This window comes from Cupriavidus sp. YAF13, assembly GCF_052113425.1.
In the GTDB taxonomy this organism is placed as follows: Bacteria; Pseudomonadota; Gammaproteobacteria; order Burkholderiales; family Burkholderiaceae; genus Cupriavidus.
In genome coordinates this window covers 83,705-100,390 of sequence record NZ_JBFRDD010000021.1, presented here as the reverse complement: position 1 = coordinate 100,390, position 16,686 = coordinate 83,705, and the positions used below count along the sequence as shown (strand labels likewise).

Sequence of the window (16,686 nt, the reverse complement as noted above, 5' to 3'; positions counted from 1 at the left end):
GAGCCAGGCTACTCATTTGAAGTAGCTGTGCACGACCTCGATGAGCTGCTCCCTGGCGTCGCCTTCGGACTCGCCATGGGCTGGCTCGGCTTCAACAAGGTGCGTGCGGATGTGGTCTTCCAGTACCACCGCCAGCAGGCCGTTCATGGCCCCACGGCAACTCGTGATTTGCTGCAGCACGCCCACGCAGCCTTGCTCCTCCTCGAGTGCGCGTTCGATGGCATCAATCTGACCCCGGATGCGGCGCACCCGGTTCAGCAACTTCTGTTTCTCGCGGATTGTGTGGCTCACGGCTTCGCCCCAAATATAGTATGGGGGAGTATATATTGTCTGCCGGCGAAGGGACGATGACCTTGCAAGCGGCCGGGTCTTGCCCGCTGTCCGGTACCTGGCAAGTCTTCCGGTTCGTCCCGCTATGAGAGGCGTTGACCACCCGCGTCTCCCACGTGGACAATGGGGCCAGTCGTGCCCTTTGCCAGAACCTAGAGAACTGCCACATGCCTTCTGCCGTTGCTGTAGCGGTTGCCGCCGCCTGCAGGCTTTCGCTGCCGCGGCGCCGCTTCCGCTGTGCGCCAACTGCGACATTCGTGGTGACCAGTCTTGGATGATGCCGATACGGCTTCGCCGATGCCGGGCGCCAACCCGAGCGATCCGCCGCTGCGGCTGGCGCGTACCCGCACGGCACGCGCGCTGCTGACCGCGCTGGCGTTGCTGAGCCTGGGGGTGGCCATCCTCGGGCTGTTCGTGCCCGGCCTGCCTAGCACCGAGTTCATCCTGCTGTCCGCCTGGGCCGCGGCCAAGGGCTCGCCGCGCCTGCATGCGTGGCTGCTTGGCCATCGCGTGTTTGGCCCGATGCTCTACAACTGGCACAACGGCCGCATGGTGAGCCGCCGCGCCAAGTGGAGCGCCACGGCGGCCATGAGCATCTGCAGCGCCGTGCTGCTGTTCGGCATGCATCGGCCCTGGCTGGCCCATGGGGCAATTGCCTGCATGGCGTGCGTGCTGGCGTGGCTGTGGCGCCGGCCCGAACCGGCGCCCTGATGCCGCACCCGCAAGCTACGCCGCCTGGGTTTCCCGCGGCCTGGCCTTCTTTGCCGCCTTCGCTGGCCACGCCAGCATCGCGGTAGCGGCCAGCGCTTCGAGCGCGGCGCGCGACGCGCCATCGCGCGCCTGCATCGACATCCCCTGCATGACCGTGTTGAAGAACTTGGCCAGTGCTGGTGCGTCGGTGCCGGCCGGCAGTTCGCCGCGCCGGATGCCCTGCTGGATGCAGGCCTGCAGGGCTTGCTCCTTGTCCTTGCGGCGCTGGCGCAGCGTGTCTTCGATATAGGCGCAGTCGGCCGAGCAGCTGGTGCCCGTCATCAGGAAGCAACCGGCGGGGTTGCCCTTGGCGCTGAACAAGGCGGCCGCGCCGGCAAGCAGGCCCTGCACGGCGTCATGCGCGCTGCCAGCGCCTTGCAGCGGCGCGTAGAGCAGCGCGCCGTGGGTATCCGCATAGCGGTCCACGGCTTCGTAGAACAATTGCTCCTTGCTGCCGAACGCGGCGTACAGGCTGGGCGCGGTGATGGCCATGGCCTCGGTGAGCGCGGAGATCGAAGTGGAGCTATAGCCATAGCGCCAGAACAGCGACAGGGCCTGGCCCAGCGCCTCGTCGCGATCGAACTGCCTGGGCCGCCCGCGGCCCGCACCGGAAACACTCTTTTTCATAGTGGTCATTATATTTTTCCGTTGCCAGTGACGCCAGTGGTGATTAGTATAGTGATCGTTCAATAAATTGCTGCGCCGCAGTCGCTCGCCATGATCCCCTATTCCCTGCTTGACCTGTCGCCCATCGTGGAAGGCGGTGACGCCGGCCAGGCCATGCGCAATTCGCTCGCGCTTGCCCAGCACGCCGAGCGGCTGGGCTACCAGCGCTTCTGGCTGGCCGAGCATCACAATATGCCTGGCATCGCCAGCGCTGCCACGGCGGTGCTGATCGGCTACGTTGCCAACGGCACGTCCACCATCCGCGTGGGCTCTGGCGGCATCATGCTGCCCAACCATTCGCCGCTGGTGGTGGCCGAGCAGTTCGGCACGCTGGCCTCGCTTTTCCCGGGCCGTATCGACCTTGGCCTGGGCCGTGCGCCCGGCACGGACCAGTCCACCGCCCGCGCGCTGCGCCGCAGCGCCACGCAAGACGCCGCCGATGCCTTCCCGCAGGATGTGGAAGAGCTGCAGGCCTACTTCGACGACCCGCGTCCCGGCCAGCGCCTGCGGGCGGTGCCCGGCGCAGGCCTGAAGGTGCCGCTGTGGCTGCTCGGCTCCAGCTTGTTCAGCGCGCAGTTGTCGGCGGCGATGGGCCTGCCCTTCGCGTTTGCCTCGCACTTCGCGCCGGGCTTCATGCGCCAGGCGGTGGACCTGTACCGCACGACCTTCCAGCCGTCGGCGCAGCTCTCCAAGCCGCATGTGATGCTGGGGCTCAACGTGTTCGCAGCGGATTCGGACGCGCAGGCGCGCCGGTTGTTCAGCTCGCTGCAGCAGCAGTTCCTGGCGCTGGTGCGCGGCAACCCCGGCCCGATCCGGCCCCCGGTGGATAGCATCGAGCTGATGTGGACGGAGACCGAGGCCACGCATATCCGGCGCTCGCTGGCGTGCTCGGTGGTGGGCGATCCGGACGGCGTGCGCAACGGCCTGCGCGCCTTCATCGAGGACCTGCAGCCGGATGAGCTGATGCTCACCGCGCAGATCCACGATCACGAGGCCCGCCTGCGCTCCTTCGAGATCGCGGCGCAGGCCATGCGGGCGGTGGCGCCGCCAGCCAAGGTCATGATCTGAAGCGCCGGTCGTGCGGATGGCGCCGACGCGCTCAGAGGTGCTTGTAGAAGAACGTCGTCCCGCAGAACGCGCCATCCGGCATCAGCGCGTACTTCGGCACCACGCCGGCGCGCTGCCATCCCGCGCGCTGGTACAGGCGCTCGGCATCGCCGCCGGTCACCGTGTCCAGCACCAGCACCGACTTGCCCGCCTCGCGCGCGGCATCATCCAGGGCCGCCAGCAGCCGCTGCGCCACGCCGCGGCGGCGGGCCTTGCGGTGCACCAGCATCTTGGCCACGTCGCCCCGGTGGGGCTGGTTGTCAGGCATCGACAGGATGATCTGGACGGTGCCAAGGATCTGCCCTTGGCCGTCCTGCGCGATCAGCAGCACGCGCTCGCCGCGCGCGACGCCATCGGCCACGCCGCGCCAGAACTTCACGGCCTTCTCGCGCGGCAGCGGCAGCATGAAGCTCACCGACGCGCCCCCCTCCACGCAATCGATCAGCACATCGGCCAGCGGCTCGATGCAAGCGGCGGCTTCGCCGGCGCCGACGCGCCGCACGGTGATAGCTTCGGTCATCCCGGTGCTCCCGGTCATGCGTTTCTCCTGGTTGGCGTGAAGGGCATTGCGGCCAGCGCCACGACGTAGCGCGCGGGCTTGCGGGTGGGATTCTTGTAGACGATGGGGCGGTCCAGCCGCATGGACAGGCAGTCGCCGGTTTCCAGGCGCCAGTGCTGGTCGCCAACCGTCATTTCCATGACCCCGTCGATCATCCAGACCTGCTGATGGATATCGGCTTCGCGCGCGGCGGTTTCATAAGCCACGCGCTTGCCTGCCGGGAAGACCACGTCGACCAGCTGGATCGGCGAGGGTGCCGCCGGGGAGAGGTTGCGACGGATATAGCCGGAGGCGGGATCGGTCCACACCGGCTGCTCCGCCGCACGGGCCATGGGCGACGGCTCGGCCTGCGGCGTGCTGTCCTCGAACAGCGACGCCACGGTGACGCCCAGCGCAGCGGACAGCTTGTCGAGCACCGTGGCCGTGGCGCTGCTCTGGCCGCGCTCGATCAAGGAGATGTTGGAGCGGCTCACGCCGCTGCGCTCAGCCAGGGCGGCCAGCGAGAAGCCCTGGGCGTCGCGCAGCGTTCGCACGCGCCGGGCGATGAGATTGTTGATGTCCATGGGTGTCCAGTATGCTGGATGACAATGTCCTGTAAACTGACGCACATCGCGATGCAAGGCAACTGGAACTTGCCAATGCGCATAGCGCATTTCAGACCTCGGAAGTCAAAAGATCCGAGCGCGTTCCGGGCCGGGTCGGCGCCGCTCAAGGCTCCCTCATTGCGACTCGGCTTTCAAGGGGCCAGCGCTAAACGGGCTGCCTTGCCGGCAGGATGCGGCCCTTCTTCATGCCGACGGCAAGCGCCAGCAGGATCAGCGCGATCGAGACGCCATCCGAGGCGCTGGGACGTTGGCCGATGATGAACAGGGAACTGACGATGCCGAACACCGGAATCAGCAGCGACAGGGGCGCAACCCGCGACACCGGGTATTCGCGCAAAAGCAGGTTCCATCCCCAGTAGCAGAAGTGCGTCGCGCCGTAGGCCTGGAACGCCAGTGAAAACATGGCGGCCCCCGTCAAATGCGAGGGCAACGCGGCAAATGGCTCCGGCCCATGCAGCAGCCAGGTCAACAGAAACAGCGGAATCGGCGGGAACAGGCTGGCCCACACCACGAAGGCGAAGATCTCGCGCACCTTGGACACCTTGATGACGATGTTGCCGATGCTCCAGGCCACGGCGCTGACCATCACCAAACTAAAACCGATTGTGGTGGCCTTGCCGGGGCTGCCCAGCAGGATGCCCACCAGCCCGATGGCAGCCAGCACCATGCCGATCAACTGGGGCAATGCCAGGCGTTCACGGAACAACAGCACGCCCCAGCCCAGCGTGAAGAATGCGCTGAACTGGATCAACAACGAGGCGCTGCCTGGCGGTACGCCCATCGCGATTCCCAGGTTGATCAACGCCCACATCGCCACGCCGAAGATCAATCCATAGACCGCTAGCCAATGGAAGGCCACTTGCGGTCGTTTCACGAAGAACACCCACGGCAAAGCGGCCAGCGTGAAACGGATGGCCGTCAACAGCAGTGGATCGATCCCGGCAAGCCCAAGTTTGGTGATGGGGAAGTTGAATCCCCAGACGGCCGTCACGACGACGGCCAGCAACAGGTGTTTTTTCAGCATGGTCGGTGCGTCTCTTCCTGGCCGCAAGGCGCAAAGCGCTGGCATCGACGGAAATTTGCCGGAAATCCGTATGGCCTGCTTTCGATTACAGGTCAAAAAGCAATAAAATCAGGCCATGCGGAAAATCACGATCGATCCCTACGAGAACACGCCGCGCGATGCTGTCGTGACGGCACGAGACTACGCGGACGGCGAGCTTTTCCCATCGCACCGCCATCATCGCGGGCAATTCGCCTACGCCGCGCGTGGTGTCATCACGGTACTCACCAACGAAGGCAACTGGGTGGTGCCGCCCCAGCGCGCAGTCTGGGTGCCGTCCCGGCTGCCACACGCCATGCAGATGCGCGGCCCGGTCACCATGCTCAACACCTACATCCGCGCGCCGGCCGTGCAGCGCCTTGGCCTGCCTGCGCATTGCCAGGTCTGCGACGTGTCGCCGCTGTTGAGGCAATTGCTGGAGCAGGCGCTGGAGGTGCCCACGCGCTATGCAGCCAGCGGGCGCGACGGCTACCTGATGGGTTTGTTGTTGCACGAGATCGCGGCCATGCCCGCGCTATCTCTCAATGCGCCATTGCCCGCGGAGCCGCGTCTTGATCGCGCTTGCCGTGAGTTCCTGGCATTCCCCTCGCTGGAAATCGGCATCGACGACATGGCGCAGCGCACCGGCATGAGCCGCCGCACCTTTACCCGTCAGTTTCGGCTGCACACCGGCGTCAGCTATATCGAATGGAGGCAGCAAGCCTGCCTGCTCGCGGCCGTGGTTCGGCTGGGCAATGGCGAACCTGTCACGCGCGTTGCCATGGAGCTGGGTTACAGCAGCGCAAGTGCATTCGCGACCGTCTTCAAGCATGTCCTGGGTGAGGTGCCCAGCCAATACTTCGCCGCGCATAGAGCTTAGGCTTCCAATCCTGGATGGACGTTGGGCGCCAGCAGGAAATGAAAAGAGCCCGCCGCCGGTGTGGCGCGGCTCATTCTTGCTGTCTGGCTTGCTCCCGGCTCCCGGCTCCCTTTCCCCAGTCCCGCTCCCTAAGCCGCCAGCCGGAACGAGGCCACCGAGCGCATCATGGATTGCGCCTGCTCGGCCAGCGCTTCGGCCGCGGCGGCGGCCTGTTCCACCAGCGCTGCGTTCTGCTGGGTTACGGTGTCCATCTGGTTGACCGCCTGGCCGACCTGCTCGATACCGGCGCTCTGCTCGTTCGATGCCGCGCTGATCTCGCCCATGATGTCGGTCACGCGCTTGACCGCGCCAACGATGTCCTCCATGGTCTGGCCGGCCTTGGCGACCAGCGCCGAGCCGTTGTCCACCTGGGCCACCGAGTTGTCGATCAGGCCCTTGATCTCCTTGGCGGCGGTGGCGGAGCGCTGCGCCAGGCTGCGCACCTCGCCCGCCACCACGGCAAAGCCGCGGCCTTGTTCGCCGGCGCGCGCCGCTTCCACGGCGGCGTTCAGCGCCAGGATATTGGTCTGGAAGGCGATGCCCTCGATCACGCCGATGATGTCGACGATCTGGCGCGAGGCGCCGTTGATCTCGCCCATGGTGGTCACCACCTGGTTGACCACCTGCCCGCCGCGTTGCGCGATATCGGAAGCGTTGACCGCCAGCGAGCTGGCCTGGCGCGCATTGTCCGCGTTCTGGCGCACGATGCCCGTCAGCTCTTCCATGCTCGATGCAGTTTGCTCCAGCGCTGAGGCCTGTTCCTCGGTGCGTTGCGACAGGTCGGTATTGCCCGCGGAAATCTGCTGCGTGGCCGAGGCGATCGAGTCCGCCGCGCCGCGGATCTCGCCGAGCGTGCCGCACAGGCGCTGCTGCATGCGCTGCATGGCGGCCAGCAGGCTGTGCTCGTCGCCCGCGCGAATGCGCACCGGCACCGTGAAGTCGCCGTCGGCAATGCGCGTGACCACTTCGGTGGCGTACGCCGGCTCGCCGCCCAGGCTCTTGCGCACCGTGCGCATGATGGCCAGCATGAAGGCCGACACCAGCGCGCCGATCAGCAAGGTGCTGATTGCGGCGGAGATCAGGTTGTCGCGGAAGCTGCTTTCGATGTCCTTGAGGAACACGCCGGTGGCCACGTGCCAGTCCCAGGCCGGCACATAGCGCACATAGGTCAGCTTGCGCGCGGGCGTTTCGGTGCCCGGGAGGCGGCCGCGGTAGGTGACGAAGCTGTCATCGGGGCTGGCGCCGGCGCGCGCGCTCGCCTTGCCCGCATCGACGATGCTCTGGTAGACCGGCTTGCCGTCGGGATCCTTGAAGTCGCCCACCATCTTGCCTTCCGTATCCGGCAGGCCGGGGTTGAGCACCACCTGCGGCTTGGAGTTGAGCAGGAACAGGTAGCCCTTGTCGCCGAAGCGCATCACGCGCAGCGCGTCCTTGGCCGCGGTCTGGGCGGCCTCAAGGCTCATGGTGCCCTTGGCGGCGCGGTCCACGTAGAGCTTGATGATGCCTTCGGCGGTCGCCACCAGCGACTGCAGGCTCTCGCGGCGCTCGGCCATCATGGTGGCGCGGGTGTGCACGGCGCTCCAGGTGCCCAGCGCGAGCAGGGCCAGCCACATCGCCACCAGCGCAGCCCAGAGTTTGGCGTTCAACGAAATTCGATTCATGATCATGCTTACCGGATATGGGCAGCCGGTTTGCGCCGGCGGCGCGGCATCGGCCTGACCTTGATGTTGACAGAGAGCCACAGGCGAGACGAATCCGCTCGCAGTGCATAGCCTGGCCACAGCCGGTTAACGACCCATCACCGTTGGGACTTGAATGGGTGGAGAGATAAGTTGGAGAGATACGTTGGAAAGGTAAGTGGTTTAAGGGATGCTTTTCATCGCCCGGCAAGCTTTCCGATCCCTGCCTACAATGTGCCTTTCGCCGCGCCTGGATCACGGGCGGCTCGATGCAACCCGCGGAGCAAAACGCATGACCTCAAGCATCACCACACGCAAACTGGGCAGGTCCGGGCTGGAAGTCTCGCCCTTGGCATTTGGTGGCAACGTGTTCGGCTGGAGCGCCGACGAGGCCACCTCCTTCAAGCTGCTCGATGCCTTTGTCGGCGCCGGGCTCAACTTCATCGATACCGCCGACGTGTACTCGCGCTGGGTGCCGGGCAACCAGGGCGGCGAGTCCGAGGCGATCATCGGCAAGTGGTTCAAGCGCAGCGGCAAGCGTGCCGAGGTGGTACTGGCCACCAAGGTGGGCAAGGACATGGGCGAGGGCCGCAAGGGTTTGTCGCGCGCCTATATCGAACGCGCCGTCGACGCGTCGCTGCAGCGCCTGCAGACTGACTACATCGATCTCTACCAGTCGCATGACGACGAAGACCGGGACACGCCGCTCGAGGAAACCCTGGACGCCTACGCCCGCCTGATCAAGGCGGGCAAGGTGCGCGCCATCGGCGCCTCCAACTACAGCGCCGCGCGCCTGGCCGAGGCGCTGGAAACCAGCCGCCGCCACAACCTGCCGCGCTACGAGAGCCTGCAGCCGCACTACAACCTCTATACCCGCAGCGAGTATGAGGCCGAGCTTGAGCCGCTGGTGCTGCGCGAAGGCCTGGGCGTGTTCAACTACTATGCGCTGGCCAGCGGCTTTCTCAGCGGCAAGTACCGCTCCGAGGCCGACCTTGACAAGAGCGGCGCGCGCGGCCAGCGCGTCAAGGCCTATCTCGACGCGCGCGGCCTGCGTATTCTGGCGGCGCTGGACGACGTCGCGGCACGCACCGCCACCAACCCGACGCAGGTAGCGCTGGCCTGGCAGATGGCGCGCCCCAGCATTACCGCGCCGATTGCCAGCGCCACCTCGCTGGCGCAGCTGGGCGACCTGATTGCCGCCACGCGCCTGCCACTGAGCGCCGGCGATATCGCACTGCTGGACCAAGCCAGCGCGTGAGCCGGCCTACCCCGGAGGAGATAAGGGATGCATGAGAACAGAATGCGCCACGGCAACAGCGCCGGCAACAGCGCCGGCAGCAAGGCGGCGGACCTGAGCGCGGTCAAGGCGCTGGTGTTCGACGTATTCGGCACCGTGGTGGACTGGCGTACCAGCGTGATTGCGGACCTGTCCGCGTTCGGGCGGAAGAAGGGCATCGAGGCCGACTGGACCGCCTTTGCCGACGCCTGGCGCGCCGGCTACGTGCCCGGCATGGAGCGCGTGCGCAAGGGCGAGCGGCCGTGGGCCAATATCGACGTGCTGCACCGCGAACGGCTCGACGCGCTACTTGACCAGTTCGGCATCGAGGACCTCAGCGAAGCGGAGAAGGACTACCTCAACCGCGCCTGGCACCGCCTCTGCGGCTGGCCGGATACCGTGCCCGGCCTCACCCGGCTAAAGCAGCGCTACATCATCTCCACCTTCTCCAACGGCAGCGTGCAGTGCCTGGTCGACACGGCCAAGCATGCCGGCCTGCCGTGGGACGCGGTGTTCAGCGCGGACATCGTGCGCCACTTCAAGCCGGAGGCGGAGATCTATCAAGGCGTGATGGCTTTCCTCGACCTGCAGCCGCAGGAGGTGATGCTGGTTGCGGCGCACAACAATGACCTGCGGCATGGCCGCTCGCATGGCATGCGGACGGCTTATGTCAACCGGCCCACGGAGTACGGGCCGAACCAGGCGAAGGATCTGGCGGCCGAGTCGGACTGGGATGTGGTGGTGGATAGCTTGACGGCGCTGGCGCAGCGGCTGGGCGTTTGAGCGCCTGCGCGCGCTAACTAGCGCACATCGGCTTGGGAAAGCCTGCCTTTGCGGCCTTCCGCCGTGAAGCGCTGGCTGCACTTGGCGCGCACCTCGCGCGCCCGGCCAGTGCGATCGGGTTTGCCCAAGCCGCTGCCTGTCGGATACATTAGGACTCCCGGCCGCCCACGCCGCAACCCTGCGGCGCCACAGAGGCCATGCCAGAGCCGGGAGTTGGTGCGCGCCGGCACGGCAGCGCGCCAGGAGACGACAAGGAGACCACGATGGACCTGCGGCAACGCGAGCACATCGACACGGTAGTCCAGCTCACCACCCGCGCCGGCGCGCCGATGGTGCGTGCGCCGGAAACCATCATCCAGAATTCGTGGCGGCGCTGCGTGCATCAGTACGGGCTGGATCCGGCGCGCATGCAAGAGGCGCGCATCCTGCCGCAGACCCGGCTGCGCGAGCACCAGCAGCGCATCGACGATTTCGCGCGGATTGCCCGCCACGGGCTGCAGACGCTCTATAGCCAGGTGGCCGGCATGGGCTACGTGGTGCTGCTGACCGACGCGCAGGGCGTGACGGTGGATTACCTGGGCGACGCCAACGCCGATGCCCGCCTGCGCCACGCCGGCCTGTACCTGGGCGCGCAATGGAGCGAATCCGGCGCCGGCACCTGCGCGGTGGGCACCGCGCTGGCCACCGGCCAGGCGCTGACCGTGCACCAGGCGGATCATTTCGACGCCACCCATATTCCGCTGACCTGCACCGCCGCGCCGCTGTTCGATTCGCACGGCAGCCTCTGCGCCATCCTCGACATTTCCGCGCTGACCTCGCCGCAGGCCAAGGACAGCCAGGGCCTGGCGCTGCAGATGGTGCGCATCTACGCCAGCCGGATCGAGAACGCCAGCTTCGTGCGCAGCCACCGCGAAGACTGGATCCTCAAGCTCAACGCCGCACCGGAATTTGTCGACGTCAACCCGGAATACCTGCTCGCGCTCGATGCGTCGGGCCGCATCGTTGGCCATAACCGCCGCGCGCAGCAGATGCTGGAGGCCGAGCTGGGCGTGGCACCGGGTGGCGCGCCGCTGCTTGGCATGCCGTTCGAGTCGCTGTTCGAGGCGCGGCTCGATGAGCTGGGCCGCTTCATGCATTCGCGCCCCAGCGAGCAGCGCGCGCTGGCGCTGGCGCGCACCGGCGCGCAGCTTTACCTGAGCGTGATGCCGCCGGCGCTGCGCTGGCAGCGCGCGCGCGATACCGCCGAGCGGGCTACGCCGCTGCAGGCGCCGCTGGCCGCACTGTGCGGTGGCGATGCCGCATTGCAGCAGCAATTGCTGCGGGCCGCAAAGCTGGTGGATTCGCCCATCAACCTGCTGATCAACGGCGAGACCGGCAGCGGCAAGGAGTACCTGGCCAAGGCCCTGCACCAGGCCAGCACGCGCCGCGACGGCCCCTTCGTGGCGGTGAACTGCGCGGCGATTCCCGAATCCCTGATCGAGAGCGAACTGTTCGGCCACCTGCCCAACAGCTTTTCGGGCGCGGGTTCGCGGCCCAAGCGCGGGCTGATCCAGGAGGCTGACGACGGCACGCTGTTTCTCGACGAGATCGGCGACATGCCGCGCGAGCTGCAATCGCGCCTGCTGCGTGTGCTGGCCGAGGGCGAGGTGCTTGCCATCGGTGCGGCGCGCCCGGTGCCGGTCAACCTGCGCGTGATTTCCGCCACGCACCATCCGCTAGACCAGCTGGTGAGCAGCGGGCGCTTTCGCGAGGACTTGTACTACCGGCTCAACGGCGCGCGGCTGATGCTGCCGCCGCTGCGTGAGCGCACGGACCTGGACTGGCTGATCGGCAAGATGCTGGACGCGGGCGGCAAGCCAGCTACCGTGAGCCTGTCGCCCGCGGCGCGCGCGCGGCTGCACGCGCACCGCTGGCCCGGCAACCTGCGGGAGCTGCGCAATGCGCTGGAGTACGCGCGGGCGGTCTGTGACGACGGCCACATCGAGGTGGAGGATCTCCCGGAGGGGATTGGCGAGGGGATGCCGCAGCAGGGCTTGCTTGCGGTTTTCGCCAGCGTCCCGCCGGGCAGCGCGGCCACTGAGGCCGCCAGCGCGCCGGCCTTGCCGGCCCCCGGCTTCGACCCGCACCAGCTGCCGCCGGAAGGCATGCTGCTGATGCAATACCTGCGCGCGGCTGGCTGGAACCTGAGCGCGGTGGCGCGCCAGATCGGCGTGAGCAGGATGACGCTGTACCGACGCATGGCGCGCTACGGCATCGCGTCGCCCAACCAGCGCGACGCGGCGCACTAGCCAGCCGGCAAGCATGGCGGCGCGGCTCGCCCGCGCCGCCTTCCCTGCCCGGCGCGAGATCCCCGCTACACCTGTTCACCCCCCTGTACACGTGATGCTGTGACACCTGTCACGCTGCGGCGTGCGCACGGCCCGCAAAGTCCCTGCGCGCCCCGTCTTTTCCTGGGGTAATCCCGAGTTTTTGCCGTCTCCGGCGTGCCGATGCGGGGTGGCACGGCCATTGCGATATGCCTGTCATAACCAGAAAGACAGGAGACAGGCATGGGTGAGCAAGCGCTGGCCGACCGGCCACTGGTCGGCATCATCGCCAACCCGATTTCCGCGCGCGATATCCGCCGCGTGATCGCCAACGCCAACACGCTGCAACTGGCCGACCGCGTCAATATCGTGCTGCGCCTGCTGGCCGCGCTGGCTGCCTGCGGGGTCGGTCGCGTGCTGATGATGCCGGACCGCGAGGGCATGCGCGTGCTGCTGGCGCGCCACCTGTCGCGCCGCCAGGGGCCGGACGCCGCGCTGCCGGACGTGGAATACCTTGACATGCCGGTCACCGCGCGCGTCGACGACACCTTCCTGGCCGCACGCATGCTGCGCGAGGCGGGCGTTGCCGCCATCATCGTGCTCGGTGGCGATGGCACCCACCGCGCGGTGGTGCGCGAATGCGGCAACGTGCCGATTGCCGGCATCTCCACCGGCACCAACAACGCCTACCCCGAAATGCGCGAGCCCACCATCACCGGGCTGGCCACGGGGCTGTTTGCCAGCGGCCGCATTCCCGCCGCGCATGCGCTGGCCGCCAACAAGCGGCTCGACATCACGATTGCCGGCGAAGGCGAGGTGCGCCACGACATCGCGCTGGTCGACGCGGTGATCGCCCACGAGCATTTCATCGGCGCGCGCGCCTTGTGGAAGACCGAGACACTGGGCGCGGTCTACGTGTCCTTTGCCGATCCGCAGGCGATTGGCCTGTCCGCCATCGGCGGCTTGCTGGAACCCGTGGGCAGGCATGAGCCCGGCGGCCTGGCGATCGAGCTGGCCGCGCCCGGCGAAGGCCGCTTCGCGCTGCGCGCGCCGATTGCGCCGGGCCTGCTGCGCGCGGTGCCCATCGCGGGCTGGGAGCGCCTGACCGACGGTGTAGCGCACCGCGTGCGCCAGCGCGCCGGCATCGTCGCGCTGGACGGCGAGCGCGAGCTGGTGTTCGGCCCGCAGGACGAGGTCACCGTGACGCTGCGCGAGCGCGCCTTCCTGAGCATCGACGTGGCGGCCTGCATGCGCTACGCCGCCGCCGCCGGATTGATGCGCGGCGGGCGCGCGCCGCCACCTCGGCGACAGCAGCATTCCCCACCCCAGCCACTCACCGAGCTTTCTACCGCCACCACAAAACCATGAAGGAGACAGACATGACAGCCAACGCATCCGGTACCACCGGGAACACGCTGCCCCTCGACAAGCAGGAACTGCTCGCCGTTTATCGCAGGATGCGCACCATCCGCGATTTCGAAGAGCGCTTGCACGTGGACTTCGGGCGCGGCGATATTCCCGGCTTCGTCCACCTCTACGCCGGCGAGGAAGCCGCCGGGGTCGGCATCCTGCACCACCTGGGCGACGGCGACCGCATCGCCAGCACCCACCGCGGCCACGGCCACTGCATTGCCAAGGGCGTTGACCCGGTGGCGATGATGAAGGAGATCTACGGGCGCAAGGGTGGCTCCTGCAACGGCAAGGGCGGCTCCATGCATATCGCCGATCTGTCCAAGGGCATGATGGGCGCCAATGGCATCCTGGGCGCGGGCGCGCCGCTGGTCTGCGGCGCCGCGCTGGCCGCCAAGTTCCGCGGCAAGGGCGAGATCGGCATCACCTTTGCCGGTGACGGCGCATCCAACCAGGGCACGTTCCTGGAGAGCCTGAACCTGGCCGCGGTGTGGAACCTGCCGGTGATTTTCGTGATCGAGAACAACGGTTATGCCGAATCCACCGCACGCGACTACGGCACGGCAGTGGACAGCTACGTGGACCGCGCCGCCGGCTTCGGCATTCCCGGCGTGACGGTGGATGGCACGGACTTCTTCGCGGTGCATGAGGCGGCGGGCGAGGTCATCAAGCGGGCCCGCGAAGGCGGTGGCCCGGCCCTGCTGGAATGCAAGATGGTCCGCTTCTACGGCCACTTCGAGGGCGACGCGCAAACCTATCGCGCCTCCGGCGAGCTCGACGACATCCGCGCCAACAAGGACTGCCTGAAGAAGTTCACCGCCACCGTGACCCAGGCCGGCGTGATCGCGCTGGACGAACTCAAGGCCATCGACGAGCAGGTTGCCGCACTGATCGAGGACGCCGTGCAGCAGGCCAAGGCGGCGCCGTTCCCCACGCCCGCCGACCTGCTGACCGATGTGTACGTCAGCTACTGAGCGCGCGACCTCCGCCATTCCGAGACCTAACGACAGAAAGCACGATCAGGAGACCACACCATGTCCCGCAAATTAAGCATGAAGCTGGCGATCAACGAAGCGATTGACCAGGAAATGACCCGTGACCCGAGCGTGATCATGCTCGGCGAAGACATCGTCGGCGGCGCCGGCGCGGACGGCGAGAAAGACGCCTGGGGCGGCGTGCTCGGCGTGACCAAGGGCCTGTACGCCAAGCACGGCGACCGCCTGCTGGACACCCCGCTGTCCGAATCCGCCTATGTGGGCGCGGCCATCGGCGCCGCGGCTTGCGGCATGCGCCCGATTGCCGAGCTGATGTTCATCGACTTCATGGGCGTGTGCTTCGACCAGATCTTCAACCAGGCGGCCAAGTTCCGCTACATGTTCGGCGGCAAGGCCGAGACACCGGTGGTGATCCGCGCCATGGTGGGCGCGGGTTTCCGCGCGGCCGCCCAGCACAGCCAGATGCTGACGCCGCTGTTCGCGCATATCCCCGGCCTCAAGGTGGTGTGCCCCAGCACGCCATATGACACCAAAGGCCTGCTGATCCAGGCGATCCGCGACAACGACCCCGTGATCTTCTGCGAGCACAAGAACCTTTATGGTTTCGAAGGCGAAGTGCCGGAGAACTCGTACGCGATTCCCTTTGGCGAGGCCAATATCGTGCGCGACGGCAAGGACGTTTCCATCGTCACCTATGGCCTGATGGTGCACCGCGCGCTGGAGGCGGCGGCCACGCTGGCCAAGGAAGGCATCGAAGCGGAGATCGTGGACCTGCGCACGCTCTCGCCGCTGGATATCGACACCGTGCTGGAGTCGGTGGAAAACACCGGCCGCCTGGTGGTGGTGGATGAAGCCAGCCCGCGCTGCAACATCGCCACCGACATCTCGGCACAGGTGGCGCAGCGCGCCTTCGGCGCGCTCAAGGCCGGCATCGAGATGGTCTGCCCGCCGCATACGCCGGTGCCGTTCTCGCCCGCGCTGGAAGACCTGTACATCCCCAGCGCGGCGCACATCGCCGATGCCGCGCGCAAGACCGTGAAAGGAGGGAAACACTGATGGCCGAGATCACTCCGATCGTCATGCCCAAATGGGGCTTGTCGATGAAAGAAGGCACGATCAACGACTGGCTGGTCGAGCAAGGCGCGCAGATCACGGTCGGCATGCCCATCCTCGACGTGGAGACCGACAAGATCGCCAACGCGGTGGAAGCGCCGGACGCCGGCACCCTGCGCCGCAAGGTGGCGGCCGTGGGCGACATCCTGCCGGTCAAGGCGCTGCTGGGCGTGCTGGCGCCGCCCGAGGTCAGCGACGCGGACATCGACGCCTTTGTCGCCGCCTATGAAACTCCCGCCGCCGATGAGCAAGACGAGGGCGCCGCCGCCTCGGCCTATCAGTTCATCGAAGTCGACGGCATCCGCACGCGCTACGCAAAGCGCGGCGAGGGCGCGGACACCGTGTTGTTCATCCATGGCTTCGGCGGAGACCTGGACAACTGGCTGTTCAACCTCGACGCGCTGGCCGATGCGCACACCGTCATCGCGCTGGACCTGCCGGCGCACGGACACGCCACGCCCAGGCTGCCCGGCACCACGCTCGCATCGCTGGCAGGGTTCGTCGCGCATTTCATGGATGCACTCGACATCGGCCAGGCCCACCTGGTGGGCCACTCGATGGGCGGCGGCGTAGCCGCGCAGCTAGCGGTGGACGCGCCGCAACGCGTGCGCTCGGTCGCGCTCGTATCGCCGGCCGGCCTTGGCGAGGAGGTCAACAGCCGGTACACCGAAGGCTTCGTCAACGCGCAATCCCGCCGCGACCTCAAGCCGGTGGTGGAGCTGCTGTTCGCCGATGCCGGGCTGGTCAGCCGCCAGATGCTGGACGACCTGCTCAAGTACAAGCGGCTGGACGGCATTACGGAAGCGCTCGGCACACTAGGCGCCAGCCTGTTCGGTGGCGGCCGGCAAACCGAACTGCCCGGTCACAGGCTGGGCGATACCGGCAAGCCTGTGCTGGTGATCTGGGGCGCGCAGGATCAGATCATCCCCGCATCACACGCGGCCAACGCGCCAGCCGGTGCGACGGTGAAGGTGTTCGACGATGCCGGCCATATGAGCCAGATGGAGAAAGCCAACGAGGTCAACGCGCTGCTCAAGCGGCATATCGGCGGCTGACGAAGCGGAGTCCCGCCGGTTTGCTCCCCTCTCCCGCAAGCGGGAGAGGGGAGCAAACCCAGCGCGTCGCGCGATGTCATTCGTGCCGTAC

16 protein-coding genes are annotated in these 16,686 nt (G+C 67.2%); 10 read left to right on the top strand and 6 right to left on the bottom strand.

The window, feature by feature from the left end:
- Window positions 1-12: 12 nt before the first annotated feature.
- A complete protein-coding gene (locus AB4061_RS18385) occupies window positions 13-291 on the bottom strand; it encodes a metal/formaldehyde-sensitive transcriptional repressor (protein ID WP_006157644.1) in 279 nt (92 codons plus the stop codon).
- 309 nt (window positions 292-600) lie between these two features.
- Between AB4061_RS18385 and AB4061_RS18380 the strand changes: the two genes are divergently transcribed.
- A complete protein-coding gene (locus tag AB4061_RS18380) occupies window positions 601-1,041 on the top strand; it encodes a YbaN family protein (RefSeq protein ID WP_441636219.1) in 441 nt (146 codons plus the stop codon).
- 15 nt (window positions 1,042-1,056) lie between these two features.
- Here the strand turns inward: AB4061_RS18380 and AB4061_RS18375 are convergent, their stop codons facing one another.
- Complete coding sequence (locus tag AB4061_RS18375) at window positions 1,057-1,716, bottom strand: TetR/AcrR family transcriptional regulator (RefSeq protein WP_441636217.1); 660 nt, start codon at window positions 1,714-1,716, stop codon at window positions 1,057-1,059.
- An 81-nt stretch (window positions 1,717-1,797) separates the two neighbouring features.
- Here AB4061_RS18375 and AB4061_RS18370 point away from each other — a divergent pair, with 81 nt between their 5' ends.
- Window positions 1,798-2,814, top strand: a complete 1,017-nt coding sequence (locus AB4061_RS18370) for an LLM class flavin-dependent oxidoreductase (protein WP_441636215.1) — start codon at window positions 1,798-1,800, stop codon at window positions 2,812-2,814.
- Window positions 2,815-2,845: 31 nt separating this feature from the next.
- On the opposite strand, the gene AB4061_RS18365 is transcribed toward AB4061_RS18370, so the two are convergent.
- From AB4061_RS18365 to AB4061_RS18355, 3 genes are all read right to left on the bottom strand, one after another.
- On the bottom strand, window positions 2,846-3,373 hold the full coding sequence (locus AB4061_RS18365; RefSeq protein WP_441636263.1) for a GNAT family N-acetyltransferase: 528 nt from the start codon (window positions 3,371-3,373) through the stop codon (window positions 2,846-2,848).
- A 14-nt stretch (window positions 3,374-3,387) separates the two neighbouring features.
- The gene (locus AB4061_RS18360) at window positions 3,388-3,975 is read right to left on the bottom strand and encodes a helix-turn-helix domain-containing protein (RefSeq protein ID WP_441636213.1); all 588 of its coding nucleotides are present in this window, start codon (window positions 3,973-3,975) and stop codon (window positions 3,388-3,390) included.
- A 187-nt stretch (window positions 3,976-4,162) separates the two neighbouring features.
- On the bottom strand, window positions 4,163-5,041 hold the full coding sequence (locus AB4061_RS18355) for an EamA family transporter (RefSeq protein ID WP_441636211.1): 879 nt from the start codon (window positions 5,039-5,041) through the stop codon (window positions 4,163-4,165).
- Window positions 5,042-5,156: 115 nt separating this feature from the next.
- Here AB4061_RS18355 and AB4061_RS18350 point away from each other — a divergent pair, with 115 nt between their 5' ends.
- A complete protein-coding gene (locus tag AB4061_RS18350) occupies window positions 5,157-5,939 on the top strand; it encodes an AraC family transcriptional regulator (RefSeq protein WP_441636209.1) in 783 nt (260 codons plus the stop codon).
- A gap of 128 nt (window positions 5,940-6,067) precedes the next feature.
- Here AB4061_RS18350 and AB4061_RS18345 read toward each other — a convergent pair whose 3' ends face one another.
- A complete protein-coding gene (locus AB4061_RS18345; RefSeq protein WP_441636207.1) occupies window positions 6,068-7,639 on the bottom strand; it encodes a methyl-accepting chemotaxis protein in 1,572 nt (523 codons plus the stop codon).
- A 310-nt stretch (window positions 7,640-7,949) separates the two neighbouring features.
- On the opposite strand from AB4061_RS18345, the gene AB4061_RS18340 reads away from it, so the two are divergent.
- From AB4061_RS18340 to AB4061_RS18310, 7 genes are all read left to right on the top strand, one after another.
- On the top strand, window positions 7,950-8,915 hold the full coding sequence (locus AB4061_RS18340) for an aldo/keto reductase (protein ID WP_441636205.1): 966 nt from the start codon (window positions 7,950-7,952) through the stop codon (window positions 8,913-8,915).
- A 27-nt stretch (window positions 8,916-8,942) separates the two neighbouring features.
- Window positions 8,943-9,716: a haloacid dehalogenase type II gene (locus tag AB4061_RS18335; RefSeq protein ID WP_441636203.1), complete on the top strand. Its 774-nt coding sequence runs from the start codon at window positions 8,943-8,945 to the stop codon at window positions 9,714-9,716.
- A 263-nt stretch (window positions 9,717-9,979) separates the two neighbouring features.
- Complete coding sequence (locus AB4061_RS18330) at window positions 9,980-12,004, top strand: sigma-54-dependent Fis family transcriptional regulator (protein WP_441636201.1); 2,025 nt, start codon at window positions 9,980-9,982, stop codon at window positions 12,002-12,004.
- A 261-nt stretch (window positions 12,005-12,265) separates the two neighbouring features.
- The gene (locus AB4061_RS18325) at window positions 12,266-13,390 is read left to right on the top strand and encodes an ATP-NAD kinase family protein (protein ID WP_441636199.1); all 1,125 of its coding nucleotides are present in this window, start codon (window positions 12,266-12,268) and stop codon (window positions 13,388-13,390) included.
- An 11-nt stretch (window positions 13,391-13,401) separates the two neighbouring features.
- Complete coding sequence (locus tag AB4061_RS18320) at window positions 13,402-14,406, top strand: thiamine pyrophosphate-dependent dehydrogenase E1 component subunit alpha (protein WP_150992308.1); 1,005 nt, start codon at window positions 13,402-13,404, stop codon at window positions 14,404-14,406.
- A 60-nt stretch (window positions 14,407-14,466) separates the two neighbouring features.
- Complete coding sequence (locus AB4061_RS18315; RefSeq protein ID WP_441636197.1) at window positions 14,467-15,483, top strand: alpha-ketoacid dehydrogenase subunit beta; 1,017 nt, start codon at window positions 14,467-14,469, stop codon at window positions 15,481-15,483.
- Window positions 15,483-16,595, top strand: coding sequence for an acetoin dehydrogenase dihydrolipoyllysine-residue acetyltransferase subunit (locus AB4061_RS18310; protein ID WP_441636195.1), 1,113 nt, complete (start codon window positions 15,483-15,485; stop codon window positions 16,593-16,595). Before AB4061_RS18315 ends, AB4061_RS18310 begins: the two co-directional genes overlap by 1 nt.
- Window positions 16,596-16,686 lie beyond the last annotated feature (91 nt).